Source organism: Tardiphaga sp. 20_F10_N6_6 (assembly GCF_052076045.1).
GTDB classification, from domain to species: Bacteria; Pseudomonadota; Alphaproteobacteria; order Rhizobiales; family Xanthobacteraceae; genus Tardiphaga; species Tardiphaga robiniae.
In genome coordinates, this window is record NZ_CP197239.1 from 592,423 (window position 1) to 616,812 (window position 24,390).

26 protein-coding genes are annotated in these 24,390 nt (G+C 63.2%); 15 read left to right on the forward strand and 11 right to left on the reverse strand.

Annotation, left to right across the window (positions count from 1 at the left end):
• The first annotated feature begins 7 nt into the window (after positions 1-7).
• Positions 8-2,290: a ComEC/Rec2 family competence protein gene (locus tag AB7813_RS02705; RefSeq protein ID WP_439063771.1), complete on the forward strand. Its 2,283-nt coding sequence runs from the start codon at positions 8-10 to the stop codon at positions 2,288-2,290.
• 18 nt (positions 2,291-2,308) lie between these two features.
• Here the strand turns inward: AB7813_RS02705 and lexA are convergent, their stop codons facing one another.
• The 4 genes from lexA to AB7813_RS02725 all read right to left on the reverse strand — a co-directional run bounded on the left by lexA (position 2,309) and on the right by AB7813_RS02725 (position 7,649).
• Positions 2,309-3,031 (reverse strand): transcriptional repressor LexA, encoded by a 723-nt coding sequence (gene lexA / locus AB7813_RS02710; RefSeq protein WP_068730850.1) that lies wholly within the window; start codon positions 3,029-3,031, stop codon positions 2,309-2,311.
• A gap of 302 nt (positions 3,032-3,333) precedes the next feature.
• Positions 3,334-3,903, reverse strand: a complete 570-nt coding sequence (locus tag AB7813_RS02715; protein ID WP_256461303.1) for a GNAT family N-acetyltransferase — start codon at positions 3,901-3,903, stop codon at positions 3,334-3,336.
• A gap of 21 nt (positions 3,904-3,924) precedes the next feature.
• Entirely contained in the window at positions 3,925-6,282 is a 2,358-nt protein-coding gene (locus AB7813_RS02720) for an Orn/Lys/Arg decarboxylase N-terminal domain-containing protein (protein ID WP_441227880.1), read from the reverse strand.
• A 158-nt stretch (positions 6,283-6,440) separates the two neighbouring features.
• Positions 6,441-7,649, reverse strand: a complete 1,209-nt coding sequence (locus AB7813_RS02725; protein WP_120289987.1) for a molybdopterin molybdotransferase MoeA — start codon at positions 7,647-7,649, stop codon at positions 6,441-6,443.
• Between the two features lie 108 nt (positions 7,650-7,757).
• Here AB7813_RS02725 and AB7813_RS02730 point away from each other — a divergent pair, with 108 nt between their 5' ends.
• The 3 genes from AB7813_RS02730 (at position 7,758) to AB7813_RS02740 (ending at position 9,017) form a co-directional block, all read left to right on the forward strand.
• Positions 7,758-8,042, forward strand: coding sequence for a hypothetical protein (locus tag AB7813_RS02730; protein ID WP_439063772.1), 285 nt, complete (start codon positions 7,758-7,760; stop codon positions 8,040-8,042).
• 63 nt (positions 8,043-8,105) lie between these two features.
• The gene (locus tag AB7813_RS02735; protein WP_089264725.1) at positions 8,106-8,288 is read left to right on the forward strand and encodes a CbtB domain-containing protein; all 183 of its coding nucleotides are present in this window, start codon (positions 8,106-8,108) and stop codon (positions 8,286-8,288) included.
• Positions 8,289-8,291: 3 nt separating this feature from the next.
• Positions 8,292-9,017, forward strand: coding sequence for a CbtA family protein (locus AB7813_RS02740; protein WP_439063773.1), 726 nt, complete (start codon positions 8,292-8,294; stop codon positions 9,015-9,017).
• Here AB7813_RS02740 and AB7813_RS02745 read toward each other — a convergent pair.
• Together AB7813_RS02745 and AB7813_RS02750 are read right to left on the reverse strand one after the other, a co-directional pair.
• On the reverse strand, positions 9,014-9,640 hold the full coding sequence (locus tag AB7813_RS02745) for an HAD-IA family hydrolase (RefSeq protein WP_439063774.1): 627 nt from the start codon (positions 9,638-9,640) through the stop codon (positions 9,014-9,016). The two genes, AB7813_RS02740 and AB7813_RS02745, sit on opposite strands and share 4 nt — an antisense overlap.
• Positions 9,641-9,884: 244 nt before the next feature.
• Positions 9,885-10,433, reverse strand: a complete 549-nt coding sequence (locus AB7813_RS02750; RefSeq protein ID WP_439063775.1) for a MarR family winged helix-turn-helix transcriptional regulator — start codon at positions 10,431-10,433, stop codon at positions 9,885-9,887.
• A 233-nt stretch (positions 10,434-10,666) separates the two neighbouring features.
• Here AB7813_RS02750 and AB7813_RS02755 point away from each other — a divergent pair, with 233 nt between their 5' ends.
• From AB7813_RS02755 to AB7813_RS02775, 5 genes are all read left to right on the forward strand, one after another.
• On the forward strand, positions 10,667-11,815 hold the full coding sequence (locus AB7813_RS02755) for a cytochrome P450 (RefSeq protein ID WP_439064618.1): 1,149 nt from the start codon (positions 10,667-10,669) through the stop codon (positions 11,813-11,815).
• 7 nt (positions 11,816-11,822) lie between these two features.
• A complete protein-coding gene (locus tag AB7813_RS02760; RefSeq protein WP_231080802.1) occupies positions 11,823-12,146 on the forward strand; it encodes a 2Fe-2S iron-sulfur cluster-binding protein in 324 nt (107 codons plus the stop codon).
• Between the two features lie 67 nt (positions 12,147-12,213).
• Entirely contained in the window at positions 12,214-13,428 is a 1,215-nt protein-coding gene (locus AB7813_RS02765; protein ID WP_439063776.1) for an ABC transporter substrate-binding protein, read from the forward strand.
• Between the two features lie 184 nt (positions 13,429-13,612).
• Complete coding sequence (locus AB7813_RS02770) at positions 13,613-13,789, forward strand: hypothetical protein (RefSeq protein ID WP_231080800.1); 177 nt, start codon at positions 13,613-13,615, stop codon at positions 13,787-13,789.
• A 232-nt stretch (positions 13,790-14,021) separates the two neighbouring features.
• Positions 14,022-14,387 (forward strand): H-NS histone family protein, encoded by a 366-nt coding sequence (locus tag AB7813_RS02775; protein WP_309944031.1) that lies wholly within the window; start codon positions 14,022-14,024, stop codon positions 14,385-14,387.
• Between the two features lie 6 nt (positions 14,388-14,393).
• Here AB7813_RS02775 and moaC read toward each other — a convergent pair whose 3' ends face one another.
• The 4 genes from moaC to AB7813_RS02795 all read right to left on the reverse strand — a co-directional run bounded on the left by moaC (position 14,394) and on the right by AB7813_RS02795 (position 18,783).
• Entirely contained in the window at positions 14,394-14,915 is a 522-nt protein-coding gene (gene moaC, locus AB7813_RS02780) for a cyclic pyranopterin monophosphate synthase MoaC (protein WP_175367074.1), read from the reverse strand.
• A 2-nt stretch (positions 14,916-14,917) separates the two neighbouring features.
• Positions 14,918-15,724 (reverse strand): indole-3-glycerol phosphate synthase TrpC, encoded by an 807-nt coding sequence (gene trpC, locus AB7813_RS02785; protein ID WP_175367073.1) that lies wholly within the window; start codon positions 15,722-15,724, stop codon positions 14,918-14,920.
• Positions 15,725-15,731: 7 nt separating this feature from the next.
• Positions 15,732-16,751, reverse strand: coding sequence for an anthranilate phosphoribosyltransferase (gene trpD, locus AB7813_RS02790; RefSeq protein WP_439083579.1), 1,020 nt, complete (start codon positions 16,749-16,751; stop codon positions 15,732-15,734).
• 118 nt (positions 16,752-16,869) lie between these two features.
• A complete protein-coding gene (locus tag AB7813_RS02795; RefSeq protein ID WP_439088897.1) occupies positions 16,870-18,783 on the reverse strand; it encodes a SurA N-terminal domain-containing protein in 1,914 nt (637 codons plus the stop codon).
• A gap of 233 nt (positions 18,784-19,016) precedes the next feature.
• On the opposite strand from AB7813_RS02795, the gene AB7813_RS02800 reads away from it, so the two are divergent.
• The 5 genes from AB7813_RS02800 (at position 19,017) to AB7813_RS02820 (ending at position 23,111) form a co-directional block, all read left to right on the forward strand.
• Positions 19,017-19,346 (forward strand): hypothetical protein, encoded by a 330-nt coding sequence (locus AB7813_RS02800; RefSeq protein ID WP_439083577.1) that lies wholly within the window; start codon positions 19,017-19,019, stop codon positions 19,344-19,346.
• 16 nt (positions 19,347-19,362) lie between these two features.
• Entirely contained in the window at positions 19,363-19,950 is a 588-nt protein-coding gene (locus AB7813_RS02805) for a general stress protein (protein WP_439083576.1), read from the forward strand.
• 57 nt (positions 19,951-20,007) lie between these two features.
• The gene (gene tpiA, locus AB7813_RS02810; RefSeq protein ID WP_439063779.1) at positions 20,008-20,781 is read left to right on the forward strand and encodes a triose-phosphate isomerase; all 774 of its coding nucleotides are present in this window, start codon (positions 20,008-20,010) and stop codon (positions 20,779-20,781) included.
• A gap of 151 nt (positions 20,782-20,932) precedes the next feature.
• The gene (gene secG, locus AB7813_RS02815; RefSeq protein ID WP_068730834.1) at positions 20,933-21,313 is read left to right on the forward strand and encodes a preprotein translocase subunit SecG; all 381 of its coding nucleotides are present in this window, start codon (positions 20,933-20,935) and stop codon (positions 21,311-21,313) included.
• Positions 21,314-21,479: 166 nt separating this feature from the next.
• Entirely contained in the window at positions 21,480-23,111 is a 1,632-nt protein-coding gene (locus AB7813_RS02820; protein ID WP_068730833.1) for a CTP synthase, read from the forward strand.
• A 68-nt stretch (positions 23,112-23,179) separates the two neighbouring features.
• On the opposite strand, the gene AB7813_RS02825 is transcribed toward AB7813_RS02820, so the two are convergent.
• Positions 23,180-23,335, reverse strand: a complete 156-nt coding sequence (locus tag AB7813_RS02825; RefSeq protein WP_158596801.1) for a hypothetical protein — start codon at positions 23,333-23,335, stop codon at positions 23,180-23,182.
• On the opposite strand from AB7813_RS02825, the gene AB7813_RS02830 reads away from it, so the two are divergent.
• Positions 23,334-24,380, forward strand: a complete 1,047-nt coding sequence (locus tag AB7813_RS02830; protein WP_439063780.1) for a histone deacetylase family protein — start codon at positions 23,334-23,336, stop codon at positions 24,378-24,380. The two genes, AB7813_RS02825 and AB7813_RS02830, sit on opposite strands and share 2 nt — an antisense overlap.
• The last annotated feature ends 10 nt before the right edge of the window (positions 24,381-24,390 follow it).

The window sequence follows — 24,390 nt, forward strand, 5'->3', positions numbered from 1 at the left end:
GCGTTCGATGGCGCGGGGCGGGGATCAGCAACAGCGGCGGGGCCGATCCGGCACGGCGACCACATGGCCGCCGCCGGCCACGGCAGGCGTCGCTCTCCCGTCACCGACGTCATCAACGTCGGGCTTCGAGACGCTCTGGACGTGGGTGTGGGCCGAAGCTGGTCCCGGTCGCTTGCTGCCTTGGGTGCCGATCGCTTTCGGGACCGGCATCGCGCTGTATTTTGCCGCTGAGCATGAGCCGGTGGCCTGGGTTGCCGCTGCGACGGCAGGCCTTCTTTGCGTGGCTGCGTTTTTGCTGCGGCGGCAGCGATGGTTTCCCTTGATCTTGCTCATTGCGGCAATCGCGGCCGGCTTTGCGATGGCTGCAATGAAAACCGCGCGCGTGGCTCATGAGGTTCTGGCGAAGCCGCTCTATTCCGTCGCGCTGACCGGCTTCGTTGAAACTCACGAGGAACGGGAGCGCACGGATCGCTTCGTGCTGCGCGTTGCCACGATGGACAGCCCGCGCGCCGCACCGAAGCTCACCCGTGTGCGGCTGTCGGTGAAGAAGGGCATGGCGCCTGCCGTCGGCAGCTTCGTCGAATTGAAGGCAAGGCTGCAGCCGCCGCTGCCGCCGCTCCGGCCGGGGAGCTACGACTTCGGACGGGATCTGTATTTTCAAGGGATCGGCGCGTCCGGTTTTGTGATGGGCGGCATCAAGGCAGTCGATCCGCCGATACAGCCGAGTGTGGCGCTACGCTATTCGGCGACCATGCAGGGGCTACGCGACGCCATCGACGCGCGGATCCGCACCGTGCTCTCGGGTGATAGCCGCGCCATTGCCACGGCGCTGCTCACGGGCCGCCGCGATGCGATTTCGGCTGACGTCAATGATGCGATGTTCATCTCCGGCCTCGGTCATGTGTTGTCGATCTCCGGCTATCACATGGCCGTTGTCGCCGGCGTCGTGTTCTTTGCGATCCGCGCGCTGCTGGCACTGATCCCCGTGCTGACGGTGACGTTCCCGATCAAGAAAGTCGCTGCTGCTGCGGCATTGCTGGCTGCGCTGTTCTATCTGCTGCTGTCCGGCGCCGAGGTCGCCACGCAGCGTTCGTTCTTCATGACGGCCGTCGTGCTAATCGCTGTCATGGTCGATCGCCGGGCGGTGACGTTCCGTACGCTGGCGGTGGCAGCAATGGTTGTGCTGATCGTTTCGCCGGAAGCGTTGGTGCATCCGAGTTTTCAGATGTCATTCGCGGCGACGCTGGGGCTGGTCGCATTGGTGCAGATAGGCATGCCCGCGCTGTTTGCCTCGCCCGATCATTCCGCGACCGCGCGCGTGGCGCTATGGGGCGGACGCGAGATCGCGATGCTCGTACTGGCTTCGCTGGTCGCGGGCCTTGCCACCACGCCCTATGCTGCCTTTCATTTCCATCGCGTCACGCCTTATGGCGTCGTCGCCAATCTCCTGGCGATGCCGGTGGTCTCGGCACTGGTTATGCCGGCGGGCATTCTCGGTTTGGTGGCCATGCCGTTTGGCTTTGACGGTGTGTTCTGGCGGCTGATGGATGTCGGCATCCAGTGGATGATTGTCGTCACGCAATGGGTGGCAGCCTTGCCCGGCGCCATCGGCCGGATGCCGGCCTTCGGGACGGGACCGCTGATATCAGCCAGTATCGGCATCATCGTGCTGGGATTGCTGCGCACGCCGTTGCGCCTCGCAGGGCTTGGTGTGCTTGCGCTCTCGATTGTCTGGGCGTTGCTGGTCAAGCAGCCGGATGTCCTGATTTCGGGTGACGGTCACAGCGTTGCGGTACGGGGCAGGGAGGGGCGCCTGCATATGATGCGCAGCGCCAAGGATGCGTTTCTCGCGAAGGAGTGGCTTGCCGGTGATGCCGACGCCCGGCTGCCAACGGATGCCTCCCTCAGCCACGGTGTGTCCTGCGACCGCGACGGGTGCATCACGGCGCTGGCCGATGGGGCTTTGGTGGCGCTGGTCTTACAGCCGGATGCCTTCGCAGATGATTGCGAGAAAGCGGCGCTCATCGTCACGGCGCGACAATCGCCGAGGGATTGCAGGGCGCTGGTGATCGATCAGGATCGCTTGCAACGAAATGGCGCGGTGAGCCTGCACCGAACTGCGAACGGCTTTACCATCGATGCCGTCCGGCCACGGGGCTTGGACCGTCCGTGGTCGCGCGCCATTCCTGATGAGCCCCAGCACGATCTGATCCCGAACAGTCGTACGCCACAAAATCGGCCGGTGGATGCGACGCCGGCGGAAGCCGATCTTCAACCCGAAGATCAGTAATCCGCCGAGGCGCAAATCTCAGTAGCGGCGATACAGGCCGATCAGCTTGCCCTGAATGCGCACCCGGTTAGGCGGCAGGATGCGAACTTCGTAAGCGTCGTTCGCTGGCTCTAGCGCGATCGACGCGCCGCGGCGGCGGAAGCGCTTCAACGTGGCTTCCTCGTCGTCAATCAGGGCCACCACGATGTCGCCGGTGTCGGCGCTTTCGTTGCGCTGGATCAGCACCGTGTCGCCATCGAGAATGCCGGCGTCCTGCATGGAATCGCCGCGCACTTCGAGCGCGTAATGTTCGCCGGAGCCGAGCATGTCGGCGGGCATGCTGATGGTGTGGCTGCGGGTCTGCAGCGCCTCGATCGGCGTACCTGCCGCGATCCGGCCCATGACCGGGATGGCAACCGTGCGGCCATTGTCATCATCGCCGCTGTTGCTGGCGATGCTGGCGGCCGAACGCACCTTGCCAAGCGTGCCTTCGATGACGCTGGGCGTGAAGCCGCGGCGCCCGGTGCCGCCGGTGACCGGCGCGCCGAGCTCTGGCAGCTTGATGACTTCGATGGCACGGGCGCGGTTGGGCAGACGGCGTATGAAGCCGCGTTCTTCCAGCGCCGTGATCAGACGATGGATGCCGGACTTCGAGCGCAGGTCGAGCGCATCCTTCATCTCGTCGAAGGACGGCGGGACGCCGGCTTCCTTCAGCCGTTGATCGATGAATCGCAGGAGTTCGTATTGTTTGCGCGTGAGCATCTGAAGCCATCCTCAGTTGACGGTGTCGGCCGCCGCGTGCGTTTCAAAGGGCCTTCGAACGGTGAGTCTCAATCCTGAGACGATCGTTCGAAGATCGGTTGCGCGAGTTCGGGCACTCTCAAACTACTCAAAGCCACAGAATCTCGAAACAAATCATGAACGAACACTATATGTTCCATATGTGTTCTGCAATGCTTAATTTGCCGTCAACAGAACGCACGTTGAGTGAGGTTTGAGGAGGCTGTTCCTCACCAGTCGTCGATCCTCGACGGACATGGAAAATGCTTCCGCGGTCGCTTGGGCTACGCGGACGTCACGCGCCCAATGGGCGGCGGCGGAGTCGTGGAGCCGGTCGCCAGCGAGCGCTGAACCATGATCGTGTCGGCCCAGCGGCCGGAGCGATAGGCGACGCCGGGCAGCAAGCCGACGCGGGCAAAGCCGAAGCTCTCATGCAAGCCGAGCGAGGCCGTGTTGTCGGCATCGATATAGCCGATGATCTGCCGGAAGCCGGCCGCCGCGCAGACATCGATCAACTCGCGCATCAACAGCCGGCCGATGCCCCGGCCGACATGTCCGTGGTGGATATAGATCGAATGCTTGACCGTGTAGCGATAGGCCGGTCGCTTCCGAAACAGCACCACATAGGCGTAGCCGACGACCTCGCCGCCTTGCGTGGCGACGAGATGCGGGAACCGTTTGCTGCGCAGGTTCTTGCGCCGGTCTCTGAGATCGTCGGGCTGCGGCGTGTCGGCGTCGCTGACGCCTTCCTCGACGCCTTGCCGGATGTGCCGGCGATAGATCGCCAGCATGGCATCGACGTCGGTGTCGCGTGATGGTCGGATGACGACCGGCTGTTCGAGTTCCGTTGGCAAATCAGGCTCCTTACGTGCTCCCTATTCGGAGACCACGTAAGTGTAAAGTCGGATCCGGCCATTGGCGTCGACCTTGCGGTAGATGCCCTGGATTTCGACGTCGAAGCCCGGGAAGGTGTTGAAGCAGGTCTCGAACATCCTGAGATAATCGATCATCGGCTTTGACCGTTCGGTGAGCCGTTCTCCGGGGACGATCGTGGCGATGCCGGGCGGGTAGACCACGAACGGCGTCGTCGCGACGCGCCCGAAGATCTCATCGATCGGGAGGTAATCGACGTCGTTGCGCACCAGACAGCGCGCGGCATCATGGGGTGACATGGCAATCTCCGGCAGATGGTCAGCGGAGAATTGCCTGGTCTGAAGTTCGCTCACATTGGCCTCGCGGAAGAACCGGTGCATGTCGCCGCATAGATCCCTCAGGCGTATGCCCGCGTAACGCGCGGGCCTGCGCCGTGCGAATTCCGGGATGACGTCTTCGAGCAGGGCGTTGTCGTCATGAAGCTTCTTGAAGGCGACGAGGCCCGATATCAGCGTGCCGGCCTTGCTGGCTTCCACGCCGGGCGTCAGCAGGAAGAGCAGCGAGTTAAGGTCGTTTTTCTCCGGCACGATGCGGTTCTCGCGCAGGAACTGCGCCACCACGGGCGCGGGGATGCCGTGTTCCGCATAGCCGCCGGTGGTGCGGTCGAAGCCGGGTGTCAGCACCGTCAGCTTGTTGGGATCGGTCATGGTGAAACCGGCTTCCATGCCGGGGAAGCCATGCCAGGCGGCGTCCGGCGCGAGCTGCCAATAAGCCGGATTGGTGGCCAGCTGGTCAGTGCCGATGCTTTCCCAGGGCACATTGTGAACAGCACCTTCGCTGGCTGCGTCGGGAATCGCGACGCGCTCGGGCACGAAGGGTTCGAAGAACCAGCGACGCTCGGCGCGGGTTTCCTTCTCCTCGAATTCGCGGCGCACAGCGCGCATCTTCTTGCGCAGTTCGATGCCGAGGCGGATCGTGTCGTCCCACAACACTTCGCCCGAGCGGCCCTTCATCATCTGCGCGCCGACATCCAATGATGCGAACAGCGGATAGAACGGCGAGGTCGAGGCGTGCTGCATGAAGCTTTCGTTGAAGCGCCGATGCTCGACGCGGCGTTTCTGGCCGCGGATATGACGATCCTTCATGTGGATCTGCGACGCCTGCGAGAAGCTCGCGAGCTGCTTGTGGGTCGACTGCGTCGCGATGATACCCGGCGAATCCGGGCCAAGGTCCTTGAGTCCCATGGCGAACCGGCCGGCATAAAGCGGGTGGAATTTCATGAAACCCGCCCAGGCTTCGTCGAACAGGATGTAATCGCAGAGATGGCCGATGCGCGCGATGATCATCTCGGCGCTGTAGATGGTGCCGTCATAGGTGCACTGTTCGACCACGGCGACGCGGAACGGGCGTGGACGCTTCCAGGCCTCGGGATCCGTGACCAGCGGATTGATACGGATGCGCTCGCGCAGCGCGTCCTCGTCGAGCGCATCCCAGTTCATCGGGCCGATCAGGCCCCAGGGATTGCGCGTCGTTGGCACATAGATCGGCACACCGCCTGAAATCATCAATGCGCCGTGCAGGGCCGCCTTGTGGTTGTTGCGATCGAACAGCACCAGATCGCCATCGGTGACCAGAGCCGATAGCGCGACCTTGTTGGAGGTCGAGGTGCCGTTGAGCACGAAATAGGTTTTCTCCGCGCCAAAAATCTGCGCGGCTTCCTTCTGCGCCTGCAGCGCAGGGCCCTCATGAGTCAGCAGATCGCCGAGATCGAGCACGGAATTGTCGAGGTCGTCGCGAAACACGGCTTCGCCGAGATGTTCCATGAACACCCGGCCGATCGGGCTGCGGCTGTAGAACACGCCGCCATTGTGGCCCGGGCAGGTCCAGAGCTGGTTGCCTTCCTCGGCATAGTCGACCAAAGCGCCGAAGAACGGCGTCTTCAGCGTCTCGGCATATTGCTTCAACCGGCTGATGAGATTCTTGGCGATGAACGGCGGTGTTTCCTCCGACAGGAAGACATAGCCGTCGATGAAATCGAGCACCTCGACCGGGACGTCTTCAAACCGCTTGCGACGGATCAGCAGGATGATGGGGAAATCGAGGCCCCGTTTGCGCATCAGGTTGATCAGCGCCGCGGTCTTGCCTTCGAGGCCCCTCTTGCCCCAGTCGACCACCATGCAGCCGATCGCCGCGTCGGTCTGGACCGCGATCGTGGCGTCTTCGAGCTTGCGCGCCTTGACGACCTCGAAGCCGGAACGCTCGATCTCATCGACGATCTGATTGAGGCGAATGCCCTCGAGATCGTCGGCGTCGAATGTTGGCATCGCAAACAGGAAATTGAAGCGTTTGAAATAGTCCATTTGTGCACCGATCTTGTTTCGCAGCGATGTCTCGCTGCGTTACGTGACAATTCAGTGACTGAAGCCGCGTTAAGGTATCTCAGTCAGAAAAAAGCTCAGAGAACATGCCGCGCGGCGGAAGTTCCGGTGGCCCGGCATCCCATCGCGCATCTCGGCCTTTAAACAGGCAGTCGCATGATCGCGCAGGAATCGCCAGCGGCGGCGGCGGGAGCGAATGGCTTGCGGATCAGAAGTCCTTCGGCAACAGCCAGATTTCCCAGCAGCGACGAGTCCTGTTTCATCACCGGCGTCGCCACCACGGTGCCGTCGGCGCGGGTTTCCAGACGCGTGCGCAGATAGTCCTCGCGCTGGTCGTTGGCGGCGAGGTCGCGGCCAAGCACCGCGGGTTCGAGCGCGTGAGCGACCTCGATTCGGCCGGATAGCGCGCGCAGCAGCGGCACCATGAACAGGAAGCCGCAGACATAGGACGAGACGGGATTGCCGGGCAGGCCGATCACGCGCATGCCCTGGCGGCGTCCGTGCATCATCGGCTTGCCGGGCCGCATGGCGATGCGCCAGAACGCCATCTCGACGCCGGCATTGATCAGGGATTGCTGCACGAGGTCGTGGTCGCCGACCGACGCGCCGCCGGTGGTGATCAGCACGTCCGCCTTCAGATCGATCGCGCGCTGAATGGCCGATGTGGTCGCCTCCAACGTGTCGACGGCGATGCCGAGATCGATCACCTCGGCGCCTTCGGCACGGGCCAGTGCACGCAGCGCGAAGCCATTGGAGAGCACGATCTGGCCGGGGCCGGGGACCGCGCCGGGCATGACCAGTTCGTCGCCGGTGGCGAGCACGGCAACGACCGGCCGTCGCCGCACGGGCAGTGACGGATGGTTCATGCCGGCGGCAAGCGCCAGATCGCGGTCGGTGAGGCGGGTGCCGGCGCGCAGCAGTACATCGCCTTCATTGAAATCGACGCCGGCCGGGCGGATATGCTTGCCGGAAATCGCGGCCTCGTTGATCCCGACGATATCGCTATCGCGCGTAGTATCTTCCTGGATTACCACGGCGTCGGCGCCAGCGGGCAAAACGCCGCCGGTGAAGATTCGCAGGGCTTCGCCGGTCTGCAGCGGGCGGTCGAATGGCTTGCCTGCGGCGATCTCGCCGATGACGCGGAGCTTGGCGCCCAACGTCGCATCGGCGGCGCGCACAGCATAACCGTCCATCGCTGACATGGGCTCCGGTGGCTGGGTGCGCAGCGAAGCGATGTCGCGGGCGAGCACGCGGTGGAACGCGTCTTCCAGCGGCACCATCTCCTCAGGCAGCGCATCGGCGCCCGCGAGAATCGCGGCCATGGCATCGGTAACCGGCATCAGGGCCATCGCGGGGATCTCCGGCAGTGTGGGCGCCCGTCATAGCGGAGAGCGGGAGCGGACGCAAAACCACCGGCGCTTTGGCAGGGCAGGGAAACACGGTAGACATCGGCGATCATGACCGACAACCACGCCGCAACCGCCGATGAAGCGCCTATCTGGCGGGCGGATGTGGATGCGCTGGCGTTCCGGCCGTCCGGCCATCGCGGGCTATGCATGGTGCACCGTCATGCGTTCCGGACGCTGCTCCGGCGCTACCCGTCGCCGGAGGACTGCGCGGCCTATTTTCAAGACCACAGAGCGGTGTTCCAGGCGGCGGCTAGCGCCAAGCTCGTGCGTGCGTCGGTAGCGGCAGATGCGAACTTTCATCTGACCAGCCGCGATCTCGCCCGCGCGATGTAAAATTAACGGTCGCGCCGCCGGAGCAACTCGGCTAAATTGGCCCTCTATTTCGCGAGGATTCCGATGCAACAGACCCAGACCGCCCAGATCTCCGCCGTCACCACTGACGTTAATGTCGTCGTGCAGGCCGTTCTGGCCATGGCGCTCGGTCTGTTTATCGTCGGGGTGGTCGGTTTCTCGCATATCAGCGCGGTCCATAATGCGGCCCACGACACGCGCCACGCCAACGCATTCCCCTGCCACTGAGACATGTCCGTCTTCAGGTCGATCGTCTTCTCGGCAGCGCTGGCTGGCGTGATCTCTGGCGCTGCCATCACCGGCGCCCAGATGGTCGGGACCATTCCCCTGATCCAGAAAAGCGAAGTTTATGAGCGCAAGGCGGAAGCTCCGGCCGCTGTTGCGCCGACGGCTGCTGCCCAGCCCGCCCATACGCACGACCATGGCGCCGCCGCCCATAGCCATGAGGCTGAATGGGAGCCTGCCGAGGGCTTGCAGCGCAATGCCTTCACCACCGGCGCCAATATCCTGACTGCCATCGGCTTCGCGTTGCTACTGGCCGGCATCTTCGCGCTGCGTGGCCGGGCCGTGAGCTGGCGGGAAGGGCTGTTCTGGGGTCTCGGCGGTTTCGTCGTCTTCACGGCGGCGCCCGGCCTCGGCCTGCCGCCGGAGCTGCCTGGAATGCCTGTAGCCGACCTCACACTGCGCCAGACCTGGTGGATCGGCACTGCCTGCGCCACCGCGGCGGGGCTCGGCCTGCTGGTCTTCCGCAAGGCGTCATGGGCCGCCATTCTCGGCCTTGGCCTGATCATCCTGCCGCATCTGATCGGAGCCCCGCTGGCGCCCGCTGGCCATACGGATGTCCCGGAAGCCCTGTCGCACAGTTTCGTCGTTGCAGCGGTCCTGACCAGCCTGCTGTTCTGGGCACTGCTCGGCGTCCTCACCAGCATCGCCTTCCAGCGCATCTCGCGGACCTAAAGCCCGAGTGCCTTGAGCGCCTCGGCGACCGATGTCGGCGAGGTGACGTGAACGGCCTGCAATCCGCAAGCACGGGCGGCCTCGATATTGTCGGCAAGATCGTCGAAGAACACGATGCGGTCGGCGGGGATGCCGATTTCCGCGATGACGTGCTCATAGGATTTTGCATCGGGCTTGCGAAGCCCGATCGAGGACGACAGAAACACCGTGCGGAAGTGACTGAGCAGATCGGCATGGTGTTCCGAGAAATGCGTGACATGCGCGACATTGGTGTTTGAGAACGCGTAGAGCGGCCAGCGCTTCGAGGCATGCGCGAGGAGTTCGGCGATGCCCGGCATCTCCCCGACGAAGATCGCATTCCAGCCTTCGAGAAATTGTGCCGGCGTCAGATCGATACCGAGCGTGTCGTGCAGATGCGCAAAGAATGCGTCGTCGGAAATCTCGCCGCGCTCGTGTCGCATATAGACGTCGCCGCGCGCAAACCGGCTCACGATGTCGTCCGGTGTACACTGCGCGTAGTCCGACCAGACCTTCAGCACGCGCGTGAAATCGATATCCAGCACGACGCGGCCGAGATCAAACAGCAGGGCGTCTGCGGAATTTGGCGTAAGCGACATCGTCATCTGTATCTTTTGGCTCAACGATTGAACATGTGCGGCGCAGGTTAGCGGATGGTGGCAGAAAATCCTTGCCTCCGCGTGACAAACCGCCCCGATATTTCTGTTGCCTAGGCAACTAATTCGTGAGAGCCTTTCCAAAGAGGGCGCTACTTAGAGCAGTCAACTGCCGGGCCCTGCAGGGAGAGAAACGATGGTGGACCGCTTGTGCGGGACGGCGATTGATGACGCGCGAGTAACGCGTGGTGGTCTAGCCGGTTACCGCGCCGAGATTGCCGTGAATGCGTCGCAGCAAGTCGATCAGCACTTCGCGTTCGCTTTCATCCAGACAGGACAGCAGCTTTCGCTCGCGTTCCAGCGCGGTCACGATGACGGCGTCATGGGTCGTGCGACCCTTCGTGGTCAGCGTAATCGAATGGGTGCGTGCGTCGTCCGGGTCGGCGTTGATGGCGACCAGGCCGCGCTCTTCCAGCATGGCAAGCGTGCGGCTGACCGGTCCCTTGTCGAAGCCGATGACGTGGCAGATGCGCGAGGCGGGAATGCCGGGCTCGATGGCCAGCAGCGACATGATGCGCCACTCGGTGACATTCACGCCAAAGCGCTTCTGATAGAGCGCGGTCGCGTTGCGCGACAGCTTGTTCGCAATGAAGGTGATGAAGGCCGGCACATAGCGCTCGAGATCGAGCAACTGCCCGCCTTTGGAAGCTGGCGCTCTCGCGGCGACAGTCCTGACATTGACCTTTGTCGCTTTCGCCTTGGCGGGCTTTCGAACCGTTTTTCCCGATCCATTCTTGCTCATGCACCACGATCCTGCCTGCCAGCGTGACGTCGTCGAAATCGGCGAGATCACGTGGTCCTGAGGAATAGAGACACGCAGCCGCAATTGCCAACAAGAAAATATGGGAGATTCACATGGTTGCCACGGTCACGACGGCATCGCCCCACACCCCGCCGGTGCTGTCCTTCGGCGGAGCCCTGCCGAACGACTTATCGTCTCAGCCCGTCGTCCACCTCGACGTCGATCCCTTCGCTATGGACTTCTTTGCCGATCCTCACCCCACCCACGAGGTGCTGCGTGAAGCCGGGCCCGTGGTGTATCTCGACAAATGGAACGTCTACGCGGTCGCGCGCTATGCCGAAGTTCATGCAGTCCTGAACGATCCCGCGACGTTCTGCTCGAGCCGCGGCGTGGGCCTCAGCGACTTTGCCAGGGAGAAGCCGTGGCGCCCGCAGAGCCTCATCCTCGAAGCCGACCCGCCGGCGCATACGCGCACGCGCGCCGTGCTCAATAAAGTGCTGTCGCCCGCGGTGATGAAGCAACTGCGTGATGGCTTTGCCGCGGCCGCCGATGCCAAGGTCGACGAACTGCTGGAGCGGCGCAGTTTCGACGCGGTCGCGGATCTTGCCGAAGCCTATCCACTCTCGGTGTTCCCCGATGCGATGGGACTGCAGAAGGAGGGCCGCGAAAACCTGCTGCCTTATGCCGGTCTTGTCTTCAATGCTTTCGGTCCGCCGAACCAGCTGCGCCAGGACGCCATCGAACGCTCTGCGCCGCATCAGGCCTATGTCGCTGCGCAATGCCAGCGCGACAATCTCGCGCCCGGCGGTTTCGGCGCCTGCATCCATGCGCGGGTCGACACCGGCGACATCACCGCCGACGAGGCGCCGCTGCTGGTGCGCTCATTGCTGTCGGCAGGGCTGGACACGACGGTGAACGGTATCGGCGCTGCCGTTTATTGCCTGGCGCGCTACCCGCAAGAATTCGCGCGGCTGCGCAGCGACCTGTCGCTGGCGCGCAATGCTTTCGAGGAGGCCGTGCGTTACGAAAGCCCCGTGCAGACCTTCTTCCGCACCACGACGCGCGACGTCGAGATCAGTGGATGTCGTGTCGGTGAGGGCGAGAAGGTGCTGATGTTCCTGGCCGCCGCCAACCGCGATCCGCGCCGCTGGGCCGATCCCGAACGCTACGACATCACCCGCAAGACGTCCGGCCATGTCGGATTCGGCTCCGGCATCCACATGTGCGTCGGCCAGCTCGTGGCACGTCTGGAGGGTGAGGTGATGCTGTCCGCATTGGCGCGCAAGGTCGCATCGATCGAGATCACCGGCGAGGTCAAGCGCCGCTACAACAACACGCTGCGCGGGCTGGAGAGCCTGCCGATTACCTTCACGCCTGCCTGAGGATCCTATGCCGAGCATTACGTTCATTCATCACGACACCCGTGCCGAGACAGTCCGCGCCAATGATGGCGATAGCGCCATGTATACGGCGCTGCTGCATGGCATCGACGGCATTACGGGCGAATGCGGCGGCGGCGCGGTCTGCGCCACCTGCCACGTCTATGTCGACGACAACTGGCTGGGCAAAGTTGGCGCAGTCGGTGCCGACGAGGATGAGTTGCTGGAAGGTGTCGCCAGCGAGCGGCTGCCGAACAGCCGGCTGTCGTGCCAGATCAAGATCACCGAGGCGCTCGATGGCCTCGTGCTCCGGCTGCCGGAGCGACAGGTATAACTCGCAAGCAAGACCGCGACCGGCAACGTCCGGACCCGCGCAATCAAGGTAGAGGGGAGAGACGACAATGAAGGGCTTCAAGACAGTTTTGGCTGCTGCGGCATCCTGCGTGATGGCGACGGCAGTGCAGGCGCAGGTGTCCGACGATGTGGTGCGGGTCGGCGTGCTCAACGATATTTCCGGCGTGTTTCAGGATACCAACGGCATGGGCTCGGTGGAAGCCGCGCGGATGGCGGCCGAGGATTTCAACGGCGGCGGCAAGAACATCAAGGTCGAGATCGTCTATGCCGACCATCAGAACAAGGCGGATGTCGGCTCCGCCATCGCGCGCAAATGGCTCGATGTCGAAAAGGTCGATGCCATCGTCGACGTGCCGAATTCATCGGTGGGTCTCGCCATCAACAATATCGCCCGCAACACCAAGATGACGTTCCTGGCCTCGTCGACAGCGACCTCGGACCTGACCGGCAAGGACTGTTCGCCGAACACCATCCAGTGGGTCAACGACGCATGGGCCACCGGCAACACCACCGCGGCAGCGATGATGCAGCGGGGCGGCGACGACTGGTACTTTCTCACGGTGAATTACGCGCTGGGGCAGGGCATCGAAGCCGAAGCCACCAATTATATCACGAAGAACGGCGGCAAGGTGCTGGGGTCATCGAAGCACCCGCTCGGCACCTCCGATTTCGCCTCGCTATTGCTGCAAGCGCAGAGCTCCAAGGCCAAGGTGATCGGCCTGGCTAATGCCGGCGCCGATGCCATCAATGCGGTGAAGCAGGCCGGGGAGTTCGGCATGCAGGACGGCCCGCAGAAGCTGGTCGCGTTCCTGATCTTCATCAATGACGTTCACGGCATGGGCCTGAAGACCGCGCAGGGTCTGCTGCTGACGGAATCCTTCTACTGGGACATGGATGATGACACCCGCGCCTTTGGCAAACGCTTTGCGGCGCGGCCGGGCATGAACAGCAAGATGCCGAGCGCCAATCAGGCGGGCGTTTATGCCTCCACGCTGGCCTATCTCAATGCCGTGGCCGCCAAGGGCAGCGACGATGCCAGTGTCGTCGTACCGCAGATGAAGACCTTCAAGGGCAAGGACAAGCTGTTCGGTGAGGTCACGATCCGCGCCGATGGCCGTGTCATTCATCCGATCTATCTGTTCGAGATCAAGAAGCCGGCAGAGTCGAAGGGGCCGTATGACTATTACAAGCTGCTCTCGACGATCCCAGCCGAAAAGGCGTTCCGGCCGATGGCCGAGGGTGGTTGTCCGATGATCAAGTAGCCTATCGCGCATCGATACCGGCAACATCAGTCGTTCCCGGTATCGATGTGGGTCCAGTTGCGGGAGTTGGCGGATTGGTAGGTAACTTGCTGCTCCGCAGAAAATACATGCGGGCTATTTCAAACCTAAAAGGCTATTCCACGTACCTAATGACATCGAACCCCTTTGATTTAAAGGATTTGGAATGTCGATTATGGTTGGATGGATGGTCTTGCTGCTGCCGCCTGCTGCGTGGTTGCTGGTCAAACGATATGAGCGTCATCTCGATGCGCAGATCGGGCCGTGGATCGTCAGTGAGATGAAGCCGCAGCGCAGCCGGCAGCGTCTCGTGCGCGAGCACCGTGATGACAGCGATTGCTGAAATCCGCCCCTATTCAGGTTACCGCAAAACTTACAATGCGCGCGCGTAACTAAGTAGTGCGCATTCACACTTGGCCTCGCCCTGCTTGGTAGTGCTGATCCCGCCACGAGCACCAGCCTGGATGTCTCATCCGTCCGGTTGGTTGCTTGATGTGGCCCGGGACCGCCGCCAAACACCCCCCATGTCGCGCGCGGTCCCGGTTATTGTTTGTAAACAAGAACATGAGGGATCGATGATGGCGCAGGATCACGATTTCACAGTGATGTCGGTGGACGCGCTCTGGGACCTTCATGAGAAGTTGCGCGTCGTGCTCGCCGCGAAGATGGCTGAGCAGCGACAGGAACTCGACGAGCGTCTGCGCGATCTCGAGCAGTTCTCAACCTCATCGAGGCGTGCTGTCGCAGCATTGCGGCCGAAGGCCGGTCCGGTCTATCGCAATCCGGAGCAGCCGTCGCAGATCTGGTCGGGCAGAGGTCTGCGTCCGCGCTGGCTGGTGTTTCAGCTCACCGCGGGGCGCTCGCTGGATGAGTTTCGGGTCGAGCCTGACAGCATCTTCCGAATGCCATCGAATGTACCGCAGGCGCACAAGAGCGCCTGATCGCAATCAGTCGGCGGCGTTGTCCGTCACCAGATAGTGCCCGGACTTGCCACCCTTTTTCTCGACGAGGTGGATGCCCTCGATGCGGACACCGCGCTCGACGGCCTTGATCATGTCGTAGATTGTCAGGCATGCGACGGAGACGGCCGTCAGCGCTTCCATCTCGACGCCCGTGGGGCCCGTGACCTTGACTGATGCACGTACGCGGCAGCCCGGCAGTTTCTTGTCGGGCGTGATGTCCAGCGTGACTTTGGATAGCGCCAGCGGATGGCACAGCGGGATCAGATCCGATGTGCGCTTTGCCGCCATGATACCGGCGATACGCGCCGTGCCGAGCACATCGCCCTTCTTGGCATTGCCGGAGACGATCATGTCGAGCGTCGCCTTGCTCATGATCACCAGACCTTCGGCAACCGCGATGCGTTCGGTCGCCGGTTTCTCCGACACATCGACCATGCGGGCCTCGCCCGAGGAATCGATGTGGGTGAGGGCCGGGGCCTGCTTCGATTTTTTCGTCTTGCCGGACATGATCAATGCGTTCCGTTCGCGCGCTTGAGCAGCGTTTGCGTTGCAGCCGTCACGTCCGCCTGCCGCATCAGGCTTTCCCCGACCAGGAAGGTGGAGATGCCGACGCGCTCGAGGCGTGCGAGGTCGTCTGGCGTGAAGATGCCGCTTTCGCCGACCTTGAGACGATCCCGGGGGATCATCGGCGCCAGCGTTTCGCTGGCGGTCAGCGTGGTCTCGAAGGTGCGCAGATTGCGGTTGTTGATGCCGACCATCGGCGAGCGCAGGTTCAGCGCGCGTTCCAGCTCCGGCTGGTCGTGGATTTCGATCAGCACATCCATGCCGTGGTCGATGGCGGCGTCTTCGATGTCACGCGCCTGCGCATCGTCGAGTGCAGCCATGATGATCAGGATGCAATCGGCGCCATGGGCGCGGGCCTCGACCACCTGATAGGTGTCGAACATGAAGTCCTTGCGCAGCACCGGCAGTTTGGTCGCGGCGCGCGCCGCGACCATGAAGTCGAGATGCCCTTCAAACGACGGCGTATCGGTCAGGACGGAGAGACACGCGGCGCCGCCGGCTTCATAGGCCTTGGCCAGCGTCGGCGGATCGAAGTCCTCGCGAATGAGCCCTTTGGACGGCGAGGCCTTCTTGATTTCGGCGATCAGCGCGAACTCGTTCTTGTCGAGCTTTTTGTGGATCGCGGTCATGAAGCCGCGTGGCGCCGGCGCAGCCTTGGCCAGCGCTTCGATGGAAGCGATGGGATGGGCGCGTTTCGCCGCCGCGATTTCTTCGCGCTTGTAAGCTTCGATCTTGGTCAGGATGTCGGACATCGTCGTCTCACAGGTTTGCGTTGGAGGCGGCGACCAGTCGCTTCAGCTTCTCCAGCGCCGCGCCGCTGTCGAGCGACTTCTGACCGAGTGCCACGCCTTCCTTCACGTCCTTGACCTTGCCGGCCACGATCAGCGCCGCGGCAGCATTGAGCAGCGCGACGTCGCGGAAGGCGCTCGGCTTGCCGTCGAGGACGGCCTGCAGCGAGGCGGCGTTTTCCTGCGCGTCGCCGCCCTTCAGGGAATCCGGACCGGTGCGCGACAGACCCGCGTCCTCGGGTGAAATCTCGAAGCTGCGGATATTGCCGTTCTCCAACGCCGCCACGAAGGTCGGGCCGGTGAGCGTGATCTCATCAAGGCCGTCGGAGCCGTGCACCACCCAGGCGGACTCCGAACCGAGGTTCTTCAGCACCTGCGCCAGCGGCAGCACCCACTGCCGCGAGAACACGCCAACCATCTGCCGGGTGACGCCGGCGGGATTGGACAGCGGCCCAAGCAGATTGAAAATCGTGCGGGTGGCGAGCTCGACACGGGTCGGGCCGACATTCTTCATGGCCGGATGATGCGCCGGCGCGAACATGAAGCCGATGCCGGTTTCCTTGAGGCAGCGGCTGACGTCGTCGGGCGTGAGATCGATCCTGACGCCGAGGGCCGCCAGCACGTCCGCCGCGCCGGAGCGCGACGACAGCGCACGATTGCCATGCTTGGCCACCGGCACACCGCAACCGGCGACGATGAAGGAGGCGCAGGTCGAGACGTTCACGGAGCCGGAGCCGTCGCCGCCGGTACCGACCACATCGACAGCGCCGGCCGGTGCGTCGACCCGCAGCATCTTGGCGCGCATCACCTCAACCGCGCCGGTGATCTCGTCCACGGTCTCGCCGCGCACGCGCAGCGCCATCAGCAGGCCGCCCATCTGCGAAGGCGTGGCTTCGCCCGACATCATGCTGTCGAAGGCCGCCGAGGCTTCCTCACGCGAGAGGGAGGCGCCGGTCGCGACCTTGGCAATGATTGCCCTGAGATTGTCCATCGGATGCTTTCAGAGTGATGCACATGTCATTGCAGGCGACATCTGCGACGAAGCCATCCAGCCTTTGCTTGTTGCTTCTGGATGGCTTCGCTGCGCCCGCAATGACGACGTGGGTTTCCTAATTGGTGTTGCTGTTCGCGGCACCAGTGGCGATCGCAACGGCTTCCGCGTTGATCTTGGTGCCGATCTGCGTCTCGAGCCTGGTGACATACTGCGCGACCTGTTCGTCGGTCAGCCCGCGCTGCAGCGTCTCCTTGAGCTTCTTGGCATCTTCGGAGGCCATATCAACCGCAGGCGCGGTGACATCGGTGATCCGGTAGACGATCCATTCCGACGGCGTGGCACCCTGCGCCTGTCCGGCCGAATCCTTGACGCCGCGGAATACGGACTGGATGACGCCGGCCGAGAGAGCCGGATCGCTCGCGTCGCGCTTGAATGGCGCGGAGGTCACGACCTTGAGTCCGGCTGCCGCGGCTTCGTCGGCGAGCTTGGCACCGCTTTCGAGCTTCTTCGCCATGTCGACAGCCTTGTCGCGCAGACGCGTGGTGATCTGCTCTTCGCGCCAACGTGCCTCGACCTGCGGCTTCACTTCGTCGAGCGTACGGTCGCGCGCCGGCGTGATGCCGAGCACGTCGTACCAGATGTAACCGCCGCCGGCCTGCAATGCGTCGTTGTCGACGCCGACATCGCTGTTGAAGGCCTGGGTCACGACGTCCACACCCGTGGGCAGGCCGGCAACGGGCTGGCCGTCGGGGGTGCGACCGGAGCGATCGACCGCCTCGATGGTGACGGCGGTGAGGCCGAGCTTCTTGGCGGTATCGACGACATTGGCGCCGCCACCGCGTTCGTCCTCGATCTTGTTATGCATGTCGGACACGACGGCGCGGGCGCGCTCGATGGCGATATCGCGCTTCAGGTTGGCGGCAACGCTGTCATAGCTCGGCGTCGTGCCGGCCTGAACCTTGCCGACCTTGACCAGCGTCACGCCGAACCGTCCGGTGATCGGCTGGCTGATGCCATCCGGTGCCAGCGAGAAGGCAGCATTGGCGACGGAGGGATCGATGATGCCCGCTTTGGCAACCATGCCGAGATCGATGTCGGAGGCGGACAGGCCGCGTTCCTTGGCGAGGTCCTCGAACTTGAACGTATCGTTCAGCTTGGCGCGGCCGGCTTCAGCGTCCGCTGCATTCGGGAAGACGATCTGCGAGATCTGGCGCTGTTCCGGCGTGGAGAGCTTGTCCTTGCGCTCCTCGAACACTTTCCTGGCGTCGTCGTCCGACACCGTCGACCACTTCGCCATCTCATCAGGCGTCAAGGCGAGGAAGGCGATCTTGCGATATTCGGGAGCGCGGAACTGGGTCTTGCGCTCGTCGAAATAGGCGGCGAGGGCTTCGGGCGAGGGCGCCTCAATGGTCCCGGCCTGTGCAGCATCGAGCTTCACGTAATCGATGGTGCGGGTCTCGTTCTGATAGCGGCTCAGCGCCTCGATCATCGTCTTCGGCGGCTCGACGCCTGACGTGACGGTGCCGGCGATCTGGCGGCGCAGCGACACCTTGCGCTGTTCGGCGATGTAGCGCTGTTCGGTGAAGCCCAGCGAGCGGATCAGCTGCTGGAAGCGCGGCGCATCGAAGCCGCCGGTCGGGCTCTGGAAGTTCGGATCCGCAATGATCTGCCGCATCACCTCGGCGTCGCCGACACCGAGACCCTTGCGACGCGCGTCTTCATCCAGAGCGGCTTCGGCAACGACCTGCTGCAGGACCTGGCGGTCGAGGCCGAAAGCACGGGCCTGATCGGAGGTCAGCGGGCGGCCGAACTGGCGGCCGATCTGCTGCAGCTTGTCGTTATAAAGCTGGCGGAACTGCTCGGTCGTGATCTCGGTCGAGCCGATGGTGGCGAGCTTGGATTGCCCATAGCCCTTGAACGCGTCGGCGATGCCCCAGATGCCGAAGCTGACAATCAGCACGCCCATCACGACGGCCATAATCGTCTTGCCAATCCAGTTGGATGAGGCTTTGCGCATTCCTCGAAGCATAGGGTCTTCTTATCTGTCAGGAGGGGAATCGGCTCGCACCAGCAGCCCATGGGGCCGGAGGGCGTCGCCAAATAGGAGGCGCATCATAAAGTGGCAAAAGCCGGGTCGCAACCGGCTGGGGCGGGGCGGATTGAAGCGGTTTCCGGCGCTACCGCGAGGCATTAACGGCAGATGGAACTTTCCGGCCCGCTGCTGCTTTGTTGAGCGGGCGTTCAGGCCTGCCGGGAGACATCATGCGCATCGGTTGGCGATCGGGAGTTGCCGCCTGGGGCATCTGGATGGCGCTCGCGCCGGCAGGCGCGCAGCCAAATCCGGCGATGCAGAATCCCACGGTGACGAAGTCGACGAATTCGCAGCCGACAACAGAAACGCCGCCACTTCCCGGCGCCAATAGTTTCACTGAAGGTCAGGCTCGCAAGTCGTTGGAGTCACAAGGCTATGTCGACGTGTCGCCGCTGGTGAACGACAGCCAGGGGATCTGGCGCGGCACTGCGATGAGCGGATCCAAGAAGGTCCATGTCAGCGTCGACTACAAGGGCAACGTCTCGGCGAAGCCGGAATGACCGTGGGGATAGCGCGATGAGCAAGGTGACGATCTCCCGGCTGTTCGACGACTACGCCGACGCGCAGAAGGCCGTTATCAACCTTCGTGAAGCCGGTGTGCCCGAGGACGACATCAGCATCATCGCCAACAACGCCGACAAATGGTACGCGCCCGACTATGCCGCGGGCGCCGGCAAGGGCGCCGCGATTGGTGCGGGCTTCGGTGGTTTTGGTGGACTTCTCGCAGGCCTTGGCCTGTTGGCGATTCCCGGCCTAGGGCCGGTGGTCGCAGCCGGATGGCTCGCCGCTGCAGCGGCGGGCGCGGTGGCTGCAGGCGCGGCCGGTGGCGTGATCGGGATGTTGGCGGAAGCGGGGGTCGCCGTGAACGATGCCGAGGTCTACGCCGAGAGCATCCGCCGCGGCGGTAGCCTCGTCAGTGCCAAGGTCGAGGCGGCCGACAAGGACCGCCTCGAGGCGTTGCTGCACCCATCCTCGGTCGATATCGCCAAGCGCCGCAGCGACCTCGCGTCCTCGGGCTGGAGCAAGTTCGATCCCTCGGCGCCTGACCTCACCGCCGATGAGATCAAACGGGAGCGGAGCCAGCGTGGCGCCAAGCCAGCTTGAGCTGATGGATCGCCTCTGTTAGCTCAAATAACCTCTTTCAAATGACAGGATATCCTCATGACTGATGCCGTTCGGCCGCTGATCGCGGGCAACTGGAAAATGAACGGCCTCAAGGCGTCGATGACCGAGTTCGAAGCGATGCTGCGCGGCGCGCCGGATGTGCTGGACAAGGTCGACCTACTGGTCTGTCCCCCGGTCACGCTGCTGGCGAGTTTCGCGTCGAAGGCATCGAGCTTCGGGCAGGAGGGCCGCCACGTCGTCTCAGTCGGGGCGCAGGATTGTCACAAGAACGTCTCAGGCGCGCATACCGGCGATATTGCGCCCGAAATGCTGGCTGATGCCGGCGCGACCGCTGTTATTGTTGGACATTCCGAGCGCCGCGCCGATCACGGCGAGACCGATGCCGTGGTTCGCGAAAAGGCGCTGGCCGTCTGGCGCGCCGGGCTCACCGCGATCGTCTGCATCGGCGAGACCCAGGCCGAACGTGATGCCGGCAAGACGCTCGATGTCTGCGGCACCCAGCTCCAGGGCTCGCTGCCGGACGATGCCACCTCAGGCAACCTGATCGTGGCCTATGAACCGGTCTGGGCGATCGGCACCGGACTGACGCCGACAGCTCAAGATGTCGAGCAAGTTCATAAGTTTATCCGGGATCGTTTGACTGAACGCTTTAAGAACGAGGGGGCCTCGATCCGGATACTCTATGGCGGTTCGGTCAAGCCATCCAACGCCACGGAGTTGATGGCGGTTCCTCATGTGAACGGTGCGCTGGTGGGCGGCGCCAGCCTGAAGGCCGCCGATTTCCTTGCGATCGCGGCGGGCTGTCCCTAACTCCCACGGAATGCTGGAATTTGCGGTCCAGACCGGTCGGCGCGGGGGTGACAATCCCCCGCTCGATCGTGTAGACACCGCTGGATTCAAACCCCGCAAGCCATGACTGCAGCCGGCGATCGGCGCGGCGTGCTTGCGATGGAAGGACACGATGCAAAGCGTCATTATCGTTATCCACCTCATGATCGTCGCGGCTCTGATCGGGACGGTGCTGCTGCAGAAATCCGAAGGCGGCGGCCTGGGCGTCGGTGGCGGCGGCGGTGGCGGCTTCATGTCCAGCCGCGGCACGGCGAACCTTCTGACACGCACCACCGGCGTTCTTGCGGTGGGCTTCTTCCTGACCAGTCTGTTCCTGTCCTGGCTGGCCACCTATGAGCGCAAGCCGACCTCGATCCTGCCGGGCAATACTGCGCCGGTGTCGCAGCCGGGCTCGCCGCTGGCTCCGCCAACCTCGGGCGGCCTGCTGGATACGCTGAAGAAATCCGACGAACAGCAGGCTCCTGCAGCCCCGGCACCGCCACGCTCGCAATAAAGCAGAGGCGCCATGCAGGACGGGGACTACCGTCCTGCATCAGCAGATCCCATCAAGGGGCTGCAATCATTTCGTTTTTCAAGTCACCCACAGCCTCACCGATTCTCGGCTGACGGCTGCGATTCGTTTTGGCGAATCGGTTTCGGAGCCTTAAAGGTTAAGTCCCATGGCGCGGTACATTTTCATCACCGGCGGCGTGGTTTCCTCGCTCGGTAAAGGTCTGGCTTCAGCGGCGTTAGGCGCGCTGTTGCAGGCGCGTGGCTACAAGGTCCGGCTTCGCAAGCTTGACCCCTATCTCAATCTCGATCCCGGAACGATGTCGCCGTATCAGCACGGCGAAGTGTTCGTGACCGATGACGGTGCCGAGACCGATCTCGATCTCGGCCATTATGAGCGTTTCACCGGACGGCCTGCCACCAAGCAGGACAACATCACCACCGGGCGAATCTATCAGGACATCCTCACCAAGGAACGCCGCGGCGACTATCTCGGCGCTACCATCCAGGTGATCCCGCACGTCACCAACGCCATCAAGGACTTCGTTCTGTCGGACAATGACGGCTACGACTTCGTGCTGGTCGAGATCGGCGGCACTGTCGGCGACATCGAAGGCCTGCCGTTCTTCGAAGCGATCCGCCAGTTGCGCAATGATCTGCCGCGCGGCGACACCGTGTTCGTGCATCTGACGTTGCTCCCTTACATCCCGAGCGCCGGCGAGCTGAAGACCAAGCCGACCCAGCACTCCGTCAAGGAGCTGCGCTCGATCGGTATCCAGCCGGACATTCTGCTGTGCCGCTGCGATCGCGATATTCCCAAGGAAGAGCGCCGCAAGCTTGGCCTGTTCTGTAACGTCCGCGAAAGCGCCGTGATCGAGGCCCGCGACGTCGACAACATCTATGCGGTGCCCGAGGCCTATCACGTCGCCGGGCTCGACGACGAAGTGCTGGCCGCATTCGGCATGACGCCGAAGGCGCTGCCCGAGCTGAAGACCTGGAACACCATCAACGAGCGTATCCGCCATCCGGAAGGCGCAGTGACCATCGCGATCGTCGGCAAATATACCGGCATGAAGGACGCCTATAAGTCGCTGACCGAAGCGCTGTCTCATGGCGGCATCGCCAACAAGGTGAAGGTCAATCTCGACTGGATCGAAAGCGAAGTCTTCGAGAACGAGGATCCGGCGCCGTTCCTCGAACACGTCAACGGCATCCTCGTCCCGGGCGGCTTCGGCCAGCGCGGCGCCGAAGGCAAGATCCGCGCGGCGCAGTTCGCGCGCGAGCGTAACGTGCCTTACTTCGGAATTTGCTTCGGCATGCAAATGGCGGTGATCGAGGCGGCGCGAAACCTTGGCGGCATCAAGGACGCCAACTCCACGGAGTTCGGCGAGACCAAGGAGCCAGTCGTCGGCCTGATGACCGAATGGCTGCGCGGCAACGAACTCGAGAAGCGCCACAATGCCGGCGATCTCGGTGGCACCATGCGGCTCGGCGCCTATCCGGCGACGCTGACCAAGGGCAGCAAGGTCTCGGACGTCTATGGCGGCGCCACCGAAATCTCCGAACGCCATCGCCATCGCTACGAGGTCAACACGGCCTATAAAGACCGTCTTGAAAAGCATGGGTTGAAGTTCTCCGGCCTGTCGCCGGACGGCGTGCTGCCCGAAATCGTCGAATACGAGAACCATCCGTGGTTCATCGGCGTGCAGTATCATCCCGAGCTGAAGTCGCGCCCGTTCGAACCGCACCCGCTGTTTGCGTCGTTTATCAAGGCTGCGGCGGCGCAGAGCCGGCTGGTGTGAGACCGGAGGAGCGGATTTGGCGAATCTGTAATCCGCCGTCGGCGTGTGTGGGACGGAAGGATGGCGGATCACGCTTCATCAATCCGCCCTACGACCGAGTTGCCCATGTCGCTGCGCTCATAAGGGCTGCGCAGACTGCCGATTGATCGGCAGAAACCAATCATGCGAATGATCCCTGAGGCGTCGGTCTTCTGACCGGCCGAACGGACAGAGGGATGATCCATGCGCGCTTTCTATCACCCGGATCAGGCAATTCATTCGCCGCAGCAATTCATGCGTTACGGCCGCTTCGTGCCCATCAAGGATTCGCCGGTTCGCACCGAACGACTGATCGGCGCTTTGGCGCGGCACGAGATCACGCCTGAAAAGCCGGCGGAGTACGGCACTGCGCCCGCGCTGACGGTGCATACGCCGGCTTACGTACGCTTCTTGGAAACCGCGTGGGATAATTGGGCGCAACTGCCTGACCACGGACCGGAAGTGTGGCCGCAATATTTCCCGTATTGGAGCGGGCGCCCGGAAGAGGCTGCACGGCGGGATTGCCCGGCAACCGGATTTATCGCTCAGGTGGGCTGGTATCTCGGCGATCTGTCGGTGCCGATGGGCCCCGATAGCTGGCGTTCCATCCTGCGCTCATCAGAAACAGCGGTCACTGGCGCAGACGCTATCGTCGGCGGGGACCGCGCTGCCTATGCGCTGTGCCGGCCGTCGGGCCATCACGCGCGCGCCGATCGCGGCACAGGCTTCTGCTACCTGAATAACAGCGCGATTGCCGCGCAGCGATTGCGCAGTCGCTTTGGAAAGGTGGCGATCATCGATGTCGATGTTCATCACGGCGATGGCACGCAGCAGATTTTCTATAATCGTCCAGATGTGCTGACGATCTCGATCCACGGCGACCCCACGAATTTCGTGCCGTTCTATACGGGCTATGCAAGCGAGACCGGCCATGGTGCCGGCGAGGGCTTCGATCTCAATCTACCCTTACCGCCCGGTGCCGGTGGCGCTGAGATGAATGCAGCGCTCGACACGGCGATCGAACGCGTTCGCGCATTTGGCGCCGAGGCCCTTGTGGTGGCGCTCGGCTTCGATGCCCATCGGGATGATCCGATCGGCATCCTGAAGCTGCATGCAAAAGACTTCGGAAGCGTCGGGGCCAAGATGCAATCGCTGGGTCTGCCGACGCTCGTCGTTCAGGAAGGCGGATACGGCATCGATGCGATCCAGGACTGCCTCGATTCCTTCCTGACTGGCTTCAGGCAAGCGTAGTTCGGATGGG